This window comes from Ulvibacter sp. MAR_2010_11 (assembly GCF_002813135.1).
GTDB lineage: Bacteria > Bacteroidota > Bacteroidia > Flavobacteriales > Flavobacteriaceae > Altibacter.
The window spans coordinates 2507388-2520468 of record NZ_PHTY01000001.1; the positions used below are offsets into that span (position 1 = coordinate 2507388).

At 38.2% G+C, this 13081-nt stretch carries 11 protein-coding genes; 10 read left to right on the forward strand and 1 reads right to left on the reverse strand.

All coding sequences use genetic code 11. The features are described from left to right. Positions 1 to 86: 86 nt before the first annotated feature. Positions 87 to 848 carry an isocitrate lyase/phosphoenolpyruvate mutase family protein gene (locus ATE92_RS11525; RefSeq protein WP_100803862.1) on the reverse strand — a complete coding sequence of 254 codons (762 nt, stop codon included), beginning with the start codon at positions 846 to 848 and terminating at the stop codon, positions 87 to 89. A 338-nt stretch (positions 849 to 1186) separates the two neighbouring features. On the opposite strand from ATE92_RS11525, the gene ATE92_RS11530 reads away from it, so the two are divergent. From ATE92_RS11530 to ATE92_RS11580, 10 genes are all read left to right on the forward strand, one after another. After that, positions 1187 to 1819, forward strand: coding sequence for a Crp/Fnr family transcriptional regulator (locus tag ATE92_RS11530; RefSeq protein ID WP_100803863.1), 633 nt, complete (start codon positions 1187 to 1189; stop codon positions 1817 to 1819). 75 nt (positions 1820 to 1894) lie between these two features. Next, complete coding sequence (locus ATE92_RS11535) at positions 1895 to 2701, forward strand: sulfite exporter TauE/SafE family protein (protein ID WP_100803864.1); 807 nt, start codon at positions 1895 to 1897, stop codon at positions 2699 to 2701. Positions 2702 to 2768: 67 nt separating this feature from the next. Beyond that, positions 2769 to 4178, forward strand: coding sequence for a rhodanese-like domain-containing protein (locus ATE92_RS11540; RefSeq protein ID WP_100803865.1), 1410 nt, complete (start codon positions 2769 to 2771; stop codon positions 4176 to 4178). A gap of 10 nt (positions 4179 to 4188) precedes the next feature. Then, complete coding sequence (locus ATE92_RS11545; protein WP_100803866.1) at positions 4189 to 4746, forward strand: YeeE/YedE family protein; 558 nt, start codon at positions 4189 to 4191, stop codon at positions 4744 to 4746. A gap of 3 nt (positions 4747 to 4749) precedes the next feature. Further along, positions 4750 to 5163 carry a DUF6691 family protein gene (locus tag ATE92_RS11550; protein WP_100803867.1) on the forward strand — a complete coding sequence of 138 codons (414 nt, stop codon included), beginning with the start codon at positions 4750 to 4752 and terminating at the stop codon, positions 5161 to 5163. Positions 5164 to 5901: 738 nt separating this feature from the next. After that, the gene (locus tag ATE92_RS11555) at positions 5902 to 7218 is read left to right on the forward strand and encodes an NAD(P)-binding domain-containing protein (RefSeq protein WP_100803868.1); all 1317 of its coding nucleotides are present in this window, start codon (positions 5902 to 5904) and stop codon (positions 7216 to 7218) included. Between the two features lie 90 nt (positions 7219 to 7308). Beyond that, positions 7309 to 8577, forward strand: a complete 1269-nt coding sequence (locus ATE92_RS11560; protein WP_100803869.1) for an MFS transporter — start codon at positions 7309 to 7311, stop codon at positions 8575 to 8577. Continuing rightward, positions 8549 to 9091, forward strand: a complete 543-nt coding sequence (locus tag ATE92_RS11565; RefSeq protein ID WP_100803870.1) for a sigma-70 family RNA polymerase sigma factor — start codon at positions 8549 to 8551, stop codon at positions 9089 to 9091. The genes ATE92_RS11560 and ATE92_RS11565 overlap by 29 nt, the downstream gene beginning before the upstream one ends. A gap of 517 nt (positions 9092 to 9608) precedes the next feature. Continuing rightward, positions 9609 to 11969, forward strand: a complete 2361-nt coding sequence (locus ATE92_RS11575) for a TolC family protein (protein ID WP_100803872.1) — start codon at positions 9609 to 9611, stop codon at positions 11967 to 11969. A gap of 25 nt (positions 11970 to 11994) precedes the next feature. Then, a complete protein-coding gene (locus ATE92_RS11580) occupies positions 11995 to 13071 on the forward strand; it encodes an efflux RND transporter periplasmic adaptor subunit (protein WP_100803873.1) in 1077 nt (358 codons plus the stop codon). Positions 13072 to 13081 lie beyond the last annotated feature (10 nt).

The window sequence follows — 13081 nt, forward strand, 5'->3', positions numbered from 1 at the left end:
ATTTGGTAAAAAAAGCAAAGTCTCAAAAATTTCTCTGAAAAGTTTTCTCTCTATAACGTTCTTTATATTCAGGAAAAATAGAAGGATTATGAGCCTAATACTAATTTATAATCCTTCGTCTGCTGAAATTTTTTAAATATCTCTTCAGATTTTTTCATCAGTAATTCATACTGCTTAGCGCCATGACTAATACGTTTTACTCCCAGCTTTCCCAAAGTTTCATAATCCGGTAATTTTGGTGTAGTAAATACATTCAGCGGCAGATCTACTTTCGTTATAAATGATTTAATATCCATTTCTTTTTCTATCAGTGGTAAAAATATGCCGTCTGCACCTGCTGTTTTGTATATCAGTGCCCTGGCAATCGATTCGTTAAGGCTATCCGGATGTTTGGTTGTATACGTATCTATGCGGGCATTTATAAAAATAGCTGTGGTTGCTTTAATGGCTTTAATTTTCGCCGTTAATACTGTCGCATCACCCAGTATACGCTTGCCCTCTTTTACAGCGCTGTCTTCCAGGTTAATACCGACCACGCCAATATCGGCAAGTTGCTTCACATACTTTGCCACCTGCTTCGGATCGTCCGCATATCCTGCTTCAAAATCGACTGATACAGGCACTTCCGCAACAGCTACGATATGCTTCACTACAAAAAATAATGCATCAAAGCTGATCTCTTCACCATCTTTAAATCCTAAAGAGTTGGCAATGGCATGACTGGAAGTTCCCAATGCCGTATAACCGGCTTCCTGTGCTAATTTTGCTGTTTGTGCATCCCATACGTTGGCCAATAATAATGGAGTGTCGTCTTGGTGAAGCACTTTGAAATTATTTACTGTGCTCATAATTGTTATTAGGATTAAGATTGAATGATATAATTTACTGAATATAATTTAAGAAAGACTGTAATTAAGAAAACATTATAATTACATGTAGGGAGGGCTCTTTCTATTACCTCTAAATTATTTGTAAAGGGCCAATTGCAAGAGAAATAACGAACGAGTTTCTTCAAATATATACAAATCCCTAACTTCTAATCTCTAATCTCTAATCTCTAATCCCAAATTCCTTCGCTTTACGTAGTTGAAAATTTCTTACCACATTTTTATCATCTAAAATTACATACGCTAATCTATTTGAAAAAATATAAATAAATAACCCCAAAACATTGTAACTTATCGCTATGATTCAGGAACTAAAAGACAACTACGGACATTTATTTGAAGATGCCCTCTTAAATGAAATCAATCAGACCGGCACCTTCAAGGAAGTGCCTGAAGGCTATAAATTGATAGAAATAGGGGACTATATAAAAGCAATTCCCTTACTAGTTTCGGGGGCGATAAAAATTTTAAGAGAAGATAAAGAAGGAGATGAATTATTACTCTACTTTTTGGAAAGGGGAGATACCTGTGCGATGACCTTAACCTGTTGTATTGGGCAAACCAAAAGCGAAATACGCGCCATCACTGAGACAGAAGCAAAATTAATAATGATTCCCATTCAAAAAATGGAAGATTGGTCGGCCAAATATAAAAGCTGGAGAAATTTTGTTTTTGAAAGCTATCATAACCGCCTTAATGAAATGCTGGAAACCATTGACAGCATTGCCTTTCTCAAAATGGACGAACGCCTTCTTAACTACCTTGTCGAAAAAGCGAGAATTTCCAATGATAACACCATTCACATTACACACCAAGATATTGCATACGAACTGCACACCTCCAGAGTGGTTATTTCCAGACTTTTAAAAAAATTGGAGACATTGGGGGTACTACAACTTCACAGAAACTATATTTTAATGAACAAGCAGTAAGGCCCTATGTAACCAATGTTACTGTGGAGTAGGAGCTACACACTTACATTTGCCATAAATAACCCGTACATATTTATGGAAATCATTGAAATATTTGGCTATATATCGGCTTTGATTATTGGAATCTCACTCGGACTAATAGGTGGAGGGGGATCAATCCTTGCCGTACCTGTTTTGGCTTATTTATTCTCGGTGAACGAAAAAGTAGCCACCGCCTATTCCTTATTTATAGTTGGGTCAAGTGCATTAGTTGGGGGCGTAAAACAACACTTTAAAGGACTGGTAGATTGGCGTACCGCTATTGTATTCGGGATTCCGGCAATTGTAGGTGTTTCTATAGTTAGATATTATGTAGTCCCGGCATTACCTAATGTTTTAATGAATTTTGGAGATTTTGAGTTTACAAGGCGAATGGCCATGTTCGGATTGTTTGCGGTACTTATGATTCCGGCGGCTTTTTCAATGCTTAAGGAAAGAAAGGTAAAACCGGTTTCCGGCGACGTACACTATAATTATCCGCTTATCATTGTTGAAGGGTTGATTGTTGGGGGAATTACCGGTATGATAGGGGCAGGAGGGGGGTTCTTAATTATTCCGGCACTGGTGATACTGGCAAATGTAGAAATGAAAGTAGCTGTCGCTACGTCATTAATAATTATCGCATTTAAATCCCTCATGGGATTCTTTTTAGGAGATGCGCTTACAATGGATATCGATTGGACATTTTTAGCAGTTTTTACGACCATATCTTTGGTTGGTATCTTTATTGGAAGCTACCTGGGGAATTTTATTGACGGGAAAAAGTTAAAAAAGGGATTCGGTTATCTCATTTTTGTAATGGCCATCTTCATTTTTTATATGGAATTTTTAATCAAACACTAGTGTAACTTATGTTACTGTACATAAGGTAACAAAGTTATAAATTTGCATAACATTTAAAATACTAATTATGAAAATAGAACAAATATATACCGGATGTTTAGCGCAGGGCGCTTATTATATTGAGAGCGAAGGAGAGGTAGCTATCATAGATCCGTTACGAGAAGTACAGCCTTATATTGAACGGGCAAAATCCGATAAGGCCACGATAAAATATATTTTTGAAACGCATTTTCACGCAGATTTTGTAAGTGGGCATGTTACCTTATCCAAGGCTACCGGAGCTCCAATTGTTTTTGGACCCAATGCAGAAACTAGTTTTGATTCAATTATAGCAAAAGATGGTCAGGTTTTTCAACTAGGAAAAATAACTATTACCGTTTTGCATACCCCCGGACATACCATGGAGAGCTCGGTATATCTTTTAAAGGATGAAAACGGAAAAGACCACGCTATTTTTAGCGGGGACACTTTGTTTTTAGGAGATGTGGGGCGTCCGGATCTGGCACAAAAAGCGGGAAGTATTACTGAAGAAGATTTAGCAGGATATTTATTTGAAAGTCTGCGTAGCAAAATCATGCCTTTGGCAGACGATGTTATTGTTTATCCGGCACACGGAGCAGGTTCCTCTTGTGGTAAAAACCTAAGTAAAGAGACAGTTGATTCTTTAGGTAACCAAAAGAGAACAAATTATGCACTGCGTGCCAATATGACGAAGGAAGAATTTATCAAAGAAATTACAGAGGGTTTACTGCCGCCGCCTAAATATTTCCCGTTAAATGTAAAAATGAATAAAGAGGGGTATGACAATATTGAGGATGTGATAAAACGGAGTGCTCAGGCTTTATCTACTGAAGCGTTTGAAGCCGCCGCAAATGAAACCGAAGCGCTTGTTTTGGACGTACGGCATCAGGACGATTTTGCAAAAGGTCACATCCCACGCTCCATTTTTATTGGTCTCGACGGAAGTTTTGCACCCTGGGTAGGGGCCTTAATCGCCGATGTTAAGCAGCCTATTCTACTCGTGACGCCGCCGGGTCGAGAAGAGGAAACAATTACACGTTTATCAAGAGTGGGCTTCGATCATGTTTTAGGGTATCTGAAAGGTGGATTTGAAGTTTGGAAAAATGCCGCTAAAGAGTATGACACTGTGAGTTCAATTCCGGCAACCACCTTTAAAGACGCTATGCAAGGAAAGAATAAACTTGTTTTTGACGTTCGGAAGGAAGGCGAATTCTTGTCGGAACATATTGTTGAGGCCAACAACACTCCCCTGGATTATATAAATGACTATCTCAAGGAGTTTCCCGATGGAGATACTTTCTTTGTGCATTGTGCAGGCGGATATCGAAGCATGATTGCGGCATCTATTTTAAAAAGTAGAGGCATTCATAATCTAATCGACGTTCAAGGTGGTTTTAGTGCCATAAAAGAATCCGGTGTGGAAGTTTCAAATTACGTTTGCCCTACAACATTATAAATTGTAAAAAATGAATTGGATATACGAACCCTGGCCTTGGTATATTTCCGGCCCCATGATTGCATTAGTGATGTTTCTGTTACTAATGGTAGAAAAGAGCTTTGGTATGTCTTCAAACCTGCGTACCATGTGCACTATTTGCGGAGCAGGAAATAAGTCCGCTTTCTTCAAATTTGACTGGAAGTCGCAGAAATGGAATTTAGTGGTAGTTCTTGGGGCGATAATCGGGGGTTTTATAGGATCACATCTTTTAAGTACAGACCCGACTGTTGCCATTAACCCGGAAACTATAGCAGATCTTGAATCGCTGGGCTTTAAGAGTGCAGGAGCGGCATATCTTCCTACCGAGCTATTTGATACCGCAGCACTATTTAGTTTCAATAGCGTACTGATGTTAACTATTGGGGGGTTGCTTGTTGGCTTTGGATCGCGTTATGCCGGAGGTTGCACTTCGGGTCACGCAATTTCAGGTTTAAGCAATCTACAATTACCTTCTTTAATTGCCGTAATAGGCTTCTTTATTGGAGGTTTGGCAATGATACATTTAATTTTCCCTTTACTATTTTAAGAAATGAGAACACTTATATATCTTTTTATCGGAATCCTCTTTGGAATCACAATGTTTAAATCGGAAGCAGCTTCCTGGTTTCGTATTTACGAAATGTTCAAATTTGATTCCTTTCATATGTATGGAATAATAGGTTCAGCCTTAGTCATAGGAATTATTATGGTACAACTAATTAAACGCTTCGGTATAAAATCTTTTTACGGGAAGCACATTCACTTCGTCCCAAAGGAGAAGAGTTTTAGTCGTTATATGTTTGGCGGCATTATTTTCGGATTAGGTTGGGCGTTGGTGGGAGCTTGCCCGGGACCGATGTTTACTTTGGCAGGAGCCGGTTATGTTCCAATTTTAATAGTAATTGCGGCCTCCATTTTAGGAACTTTTTTCTATGGCCTGGTAAAGGATAGATTGCCACATTAAAAAAATGAGGTTTGTAGAATCGTGAACCGTGAAGAGTGAATGGTGATTAGTGATTAGTGATTAGTGATTAGTGATTAGTGAAAAGTAATTAGTTAGCTTATAACTTTCAACTTTCAACTTTCAACTTTCAACTTTCAACTTTCAACCTTCAACTTTTTACATTTTACATTTTTCAGTTTTACATTTTACATTTAAAAGACTTTCAACTTTCAACCTTCAACCTTCAACCTTCAACCTTTAGCTTTCAACTTTCAACCGTGGGATTGATATCTAACCTTCAGAAATAAACATTACTGCATCATTTTTCAACTCCTACGTCCTAATGGTTGTAGTGAAAATATAAATGAGGCTAAAGAATAATTTATCAATAACAATTTAGGACGATTAATTTTTAAGACAATGAAAGCAAATATTCTCGAAACACCAACAATATCGAAGTTTCGCTCTTACTTTTTTGTCCTCAAAAATAGTAAAAGACTCCGTTGAATAGGGCATAGGCAACACAGTCGTTAAACGACAAAAACTTCAGGGATGTTTATAGAGGATAGATTGAATTCAATGTATCCTTTTTTTAATTGCTAGCCACAGGATAACCACCCATTTCATTTTCTTAAAAATATTCTGGATTACGTCTACCCACGGTCGGGGGTTTTCAATAGAAATAGCACAAAATAATTACGGGTTTTTGCATCATTTTTTTATTGCTACGTCTTCAGGGTTGAATTAAAATTATTAATCATGCAAAACAATAATTTACCCGTCGCAATAATAGGTAGTGGTCCAATAGGATTAGCCGCTGCAGCACACCTAACTTTTAAAAACATCCCATTTATTATTTTTGAAGCCGGACAATCGGTAGGACAAAATATACTGTCCTGGAGTCACGTTCGGGTTTTTTCTCCCTGGAAATATAACATCGACAAAGCGGCTAAAGAACTTTTGCGGCAAACCAATTGGATTGCACCGGATGAAGAAGGATTACCAACCGGCAAAGAGCTGGTTGAAGACTATTTGTCTCCCTTAGCAAAGCTAGCACAAATAAAACCTTATCTACATTTAAACGCCAAAGTACTCTCTATTGGAAGAAAAGGAGTCGATAAAATGAAAACATGGGGACGAGAGGAAAAACCATTTTCAATCAAGGTTGAAGAAAACGGAATCATTAATTATTACTACGCAAAAGCGGTAATTGATGCTACAGGCACGTGGAATCAGCCAAATCCCATTGGTTCCGGAGGTGTTTTAGCGGAAGGCGAACAAGAATTGAAAAACCATATTTTTTATGGAATTCCCAATGTTAAGTCGGAATACTTAGAACGGTACAAAAATAAGAATACAGTCGTTGTGGGTGGGGGACATTCGGCCATAAACGTACTGTTGGATTTGGCTGAAATTCAGCAGAAATATTCAAAAACTCAACTCAACTGGATACTTCGCAAAGATGCTATGGAAAAGGTATATGGCGGCCGGGAAGATGATGCTTTAGAAGCACGGGGTGCCTTGGGCATACGCATCGAACAATTGGTCGAAAGCGGAAGATTAAATGTCTATACCCCATTCCATATTTTAAAACTCACCAAAAAGGAGGATGGTATCCAAATTATCGGAAATTTAAACAACGAGATTGAAACCATCAATGGAATTGAAGAAATTATCAGCAACACCGGGTCTCGTCCTAATTTAGATATGCTACGCGAAGTACGTATAGATTTGGATGCGTCTTTGGAATCGGTTTTTGATTTGGCTGAATTGATAGATCCAAACATTCACAGCTGTGGAACCGTAAGACCTCACGGTGAAAAGGAATTAAGACAACCAGAAAAGGATTTCTATATAGCAGGTTCTAAAAGCTATGGAAGAGCGCCAACCTTCTTAATGGCTACGGGATACGAACAGGTGCGTTCTATAGTTTCATTCTTAGCCGGAGACATTGTAGCAGCTGAGCGCGTGGAACTTGATTTACCACAAACCGGAGTTTGCAGCCTTAATTTTGGGGATAAAAGCAATGCCGAAGAATGCTCCGTTGCCGAATCGGCCACAGAAGTAGCAGGTTAAAAAGCCAATTGATTAGTAACTTTAAAATTTAAGTCATATGAAAACAAAAAAAACAAATTCGAATAGCCAAACAGTGCCACAAGGTGGTGGATGCTGTGGCCCAACTCTTGTAGAAGTTCAACCGGTTCAAAACTCTTGCTGTGGCTCAACACCCATAGTGGAAGAAATGCAACCAACAAAGGTTGGATGTTGTTAACGCAAGCAATCAAATTAATTAGAAATCAAAGCTCCTCGTTTCGAGGGGCTTTACGTGCTAGTGGAGTTATGGCCTTTGCGGGTATGGGAGATGCGCTTCTCTATCCTGTGCTGCCGGTATATGGGAAAGAGTTAGGATTTTCTGTTTTTTTTATAGGCGTATTGCTCTCGGTGAACCGATTTGTTAGGATATTGGCAAATACTCCTATAGCAAACCTGATTACTAAAATGGGGATGCGAAATATGTTGCTCATTACTTCTTTATTGGCTGTAATCACCACATTTGTGTATGGTTTAAAGTTGGGGTTAATTGCATTCTTAATTGCCCGAATTCTATGGGGGTTAAGTTATTCCGGATTAAAAACCGCAACCTTGAGTTATGCTGCTAAAGCAGAAGATAATTCGGGCTTGGCGTTCGGATTGTCACAAAGTATCCAGTCATTGGGAGCCTTATTCGTGCTTTGGTTTGGACCAATACTAATTCAAGAGATAGGATTTCAAAACGGCTTTTTTATAATTTCCGGGTTGGGGCTTATTGGGATATCAATGGCATATTCGTTACCAAAAATTTCTGCCGAAGACTCCGGAGATCCGGCACAAAGTAAGGTGACATTTTATCCAAATTCAATTAATTTATTAGTTGTGGCACTCTCAATTTCCATCGATGGTATTTTGGTGGTTACATTAGCACATTTGTTAAACACAAGTGGTATTAGTTCGGGTGAATTATTAGTCTATGTCGCTTTGTATTTGTTATTAAAGCGGTTGTTCTTGATTTTATTTTCGTTTGTTGGCGGGATGCTGTCTTTACATTATTCAGCTTCAAAGTTATTTGCTATCTCGGTTATAGGCTGTTTATTCGCAATGGCTTTAATTAGCTTAAACTTTATTATTACAGGTATTATTCTTGCGTTTCTGTGTAATACCATAGTAGTTACGTTTTCTCCTTTGGTGGCCGTCAAGCAGCAAAAAAATGCTTTGCAGGCCATTTCAAGTGTAAGTACCTGGTGGGATTTAGGTGCGGCTATAGGGGCGCTTATCGGAATCTTTATAATAGAAATTCTCGGAAGACAAAATCTATTTCTATCTTTGTTAATAATCACTACAATCATATTCATCAACTATATTTTAAAAAATGCAAAGCCAAGTCACTCAGCTATATAACCCGTTGTTGGGTTATGTTAGAAGTCGTGTGAGAAACCAGGAAGACGCTGAAGATATCACACAGGAAGTATTTTTCAAGTTGGCCAAATCGAATAATAATGGCATTGACAATCTTAAAAGTTGGGTGTACACAATTGCGAAAAATACAATTACCGATTACTATCGTAAAAGACAATTGGAAACATATTCGATTGAGAAAGATGTCTATTTTGATAGTGACCCAATTGATGATGCCGGACTTGAACTGAGCGATTGTATTAGAGCTTTTGTAAACCAGTTGCCTGAAGAGTACCGTGATATAATGATTTTATCTGAATTAAAGGATATTCCACAAAAAGAGATTGCCTCTCGCTTAAATATAAATTATGTTACTGTAAGATCTAAAGTGCAACGCGGCCGTAAAAAATTAAAACAACTGCTTGAAGGATGCTGTTCTATTCTGCAGGGTGGCAAAGGGAGTATCATGGGTTTCGAATCGAAAACCGGAACTAATAAAACAAGCTGGTGTGATTAGGAGCTGAAAATTCTGATTCGTACGATTTAATCCGCCGCAGGCGGAGGTATTATCCAAATTATCCGAAATACCAAACTTACCTGCCGGCAGACACGGCTATATGGAATTCCCTGTATTTACTATTTTTTCTAAATTACTCATTTGTCCCATAATGTTCTGCGTTATGTAACTTTGCTTTGGCAAAAGCGAAGTTTAAACTTCTACATTTTCTTATTTTTTTTCTTCTAAAAACATTCTTTACAATGTTAATGAAACCGCTTGCGGTTCACGAGCACCTATTTATTAAAATAGTGTGTGCGAGTAAACACTCTTTTTACGACGCGACGACTTGTCCTCTAAAGCTTTTTAGCGTAGGAGGATAGGAGCGTAGTGGAATGTGTGTGGAATGGATAAAACACTACTCTATATTCTTTATCACTTCTTATTCGACCCCAAACCCCAATATTCGACTTCAATAACTTATTTCTGAAAAGGAAGGCGTATCACTACATCTTTGCAAAGAATTTAATATAAAAATATGATACATAGACTAATAACCCTTTCTGTTAGTTTCTTATTTTCCTTGCAATGCCTGTTAGCACAGCAGGATTTTAATGTAAGCTTAATTTACGACGGGAAGGAAAATGATACGCTGTTCTTGCAACATTCGATCAAAGAGGAGATTGAATCACTACTGGGCACACAGTACAACATCAATTTCACATCCCTTTATAGCAATGGAGATATTGCGACCAGTCGTAAATACATAGAAGAAGTGTACAACGTAAATACCGCTAACGTGCTTATTGGAGCAGGACTTATCACAAATCAAATTCTCTCTGAACGTAAAGTCTTTCCCCTTCCGACCATTGCAGCCATTAACATAGACAATTTATTCATAGAAAATTCCGACTCTTCAAACAACAGCTCATCAATTCCCAATTTTGCATTTATTCAATCTCCATTTAATATAAAAAAGGACATTGAAGCTCTTACTGAAATTGGCCGGATAAAGAAAATCGGCATATTGGTCAATGAGTTTTTCTACAGCTTGGATTACGATATTGAGGAATATCTAAAATCGTTTGAACAGATTGAATTTGAATTGATAACCGTTGCAAAGAATCCGCAAACCACTTTGGATGCTATTGGGGAGGATATTGATGCCGTATATGTTTTATCAACTCTCTCCGATTACACCCCTTCACAGGCACAAATTTTATTTCAGGGCATTACCGAAAAGAAACTACCAAGCCTTTCGCTAATGGATTATCCCATGCTTGAATACGGGGCTTATGCAGCATTTTCTTCCCAAGAAGACATTCAAAAGATACCCAGAAGAGTTGCATTGAATGTTTCAAAAATAGCGGAGGGAAAAGACCCTAAAGACTTTCCCGTTCAAATGGAAAGCTTCAATCGTCAATTGATTATCAACATGAAAACAGTCAACAAGACAGGAGTATATCCGACCTGGAAAACGTTGGATAACGCTATTCTAATAAATGTAAGCAAAGCGAATACCGGAAGGAAACTAACTTTAAAAGCAGCCATTGCTGAAGGTCTTGAAAATAATTTAGGCTATCAGATGGCTCAAAAACAAACGCAAATCGCCCAAAAAGATGTAGCCCTTGCAAAAAGTAATTACTTGCCACAATTAGAAGTTAATTCAACCGGAACATTTTTAGATGAAAATTCAGTGGCCAGCTCTTTTGGTGCCAAAGGTGAATTTAACTGGTCGGCAGGTGCATCTTTTTCTCAGTTGATTCTTTCAGAACCCGCTATGGCGAATATCTCAATACAGAAATTATTTAAGGAGAGCCAAGAAAAAGCAGAAAAGCAATCAGAACTTGATGTGGTTTTAGATGTGGTAACCGCGTTTTTCAATTATCAACAGGCACAATCGTTGGTTGTACTACAAAATGAAGATATAAAAGTCAAAAATCAGAACCTCAATATTGCTGTCGACAAAGAAAAAGTAGGGTACGGCGGCAAAAGTGATGTGTACCGTTGGGAAACTGAACTGGCACTTGCAAGAGCCGATTTTAATGATGCTACGGCCCAATTAAAGAATGTTGGTTTTCAATTGAATCAAATCTTGAATCGACCGGTAAAAGAACAATTTTCAATAGAAAATCCGGGCGATTCCGACTATTTGAACCAAATATTTGATTTGTCATTTGTCTCGCTTATCGAGGATCCCGGCAGCCTTCAGGTTCTTGCCGATTTTTTAACGGAGGAAGCGATGAAAAACCTTCCCGAAGTACAGCAAATTGAACTTGCTCTCCAGGCCCAGGAAAGGCAGTTAAAATCGAACAAAAGGGCACTTTACATACCTACTATTGCGCTGCAGGCAAACTATGACGAACCTTTAAAAGTGGTAAATCCCGGTGAAACACCATCTATTCCTGGAATTGAATTCGGCAATATTTCCGCTAATCCAAAATGGAACGCGGGGTTTGTAGCGTCTATTCCAATCTTTACCGGAGGTTCAAGAAAACACCAAAAACAAAAAGCCCAAATTGAACTATACCAATTACAGGATCAGCAAAAGGATATCGGTAACCAACTAGAACTTCAAATAAGAGCCAGCCTTGAGAATGTACAAACATCGTACAGAAATCTTCAATTAAACAGAAATGCTGCAGAGGCCGCACTGAAGAATGTGAATATAACACAGGATTTATACAGTGAAGGGCAGATCAATGTTGTCAATTTTATTGATGCACAAAATGCATACCTGACTGCAGAAATAAATGCCTCAAATTCTGAATATCAGCTTGTAATAGACTTTTTTGTTCTGCAACGATTTACAGGACAATACCTAACCCTTGCTACCGAAGCGCAACGTAATGATTTTTTTACAAGGTTCCTTCAATTTAAAAATAATACCAACAACTAGTCATTAAATTAAAAAGCCATATAAAATGAAAGCACATCTTCCTTTAATAATCATAGCATTCACATTACTTGCCTGCAATGAAAATAATGAAAAAGCTGAGGAAAATATCAAATCCGTCAAATATGAAAGAATCGGTTTCTCGAATAGTAATCAGACGCATAGATTCTCTGGAATTGTAAAAGCTGAATATGAGACAGGTTTAAGTTTTAAGGTCGGGGGCACATTGAGTAAAGTAGATGTAAAATTAGGTGATAAGGTTAAAAAAGGCCAACTAATTGGCCGTATCGACCCAATTGACTATGAGGTACAAAGAGAGCAGGCCGTCGCCCAAAAGAAGAGTGCAGAAAGCCAACTGGTTGTAGCCCGGTCAACTTTTTCAAGAGCTGAAAAGTTATATGAAAATAATAGTGTTGCCCTAAGTGAATACGAACAAGCAAAAGCAAGTCTAGCCTCTGCCGAATCCCAATTTAAGGCAGCCAATAAGCAATTGGAAGCTGCCAATAACCAAATCTCATATACCCGGTTAAATGCCCCGATGAATGGAGTGATTACTTCACTCATGGTAGAATCGAATGAACTAGTAAGTGCTGGTAGTATTGTTGCCGTTTTAAGCAGTGAGGGTAACCCCGAGGTTGAAGTAGGTATACCAGAATCAGTTATTGCAAAATTACAAAAGGGACAAGAAGTAACTATCGAATTAGCGAACGACAATTTTAAGGGTAAAATCGAAAAGGTAGCCTTCGCATCGGGACAATCGTCAACCTACCCTGTTATGGTAAGCATTACCGATCCTATTGGCGAAATACGACCTGGTATGTCTGCTGAAGTAAGCTTTGTTATGTCGAAAATATCAGACGATCAACAAAATATTATTGTCGCACCCATAGCGGCAGTGGGTAAGGATCCGCAAGGCCATTTTGTATTTGTGCTTCAAGAAAATTCCGATTCTCTTTATCGGGTAGAAAAAAGAAAAGTAATTATCGGAAGAATGCTTGATACTGGGTTTGAAATAAACAACGGCCTTGAAGGTAAAGAACTGGTTGTTACGGCGGGAATACCCTTTTTAAGAGATAGCATGAAGGTGAAACTTCTTAATAAATAATTTTTGAATA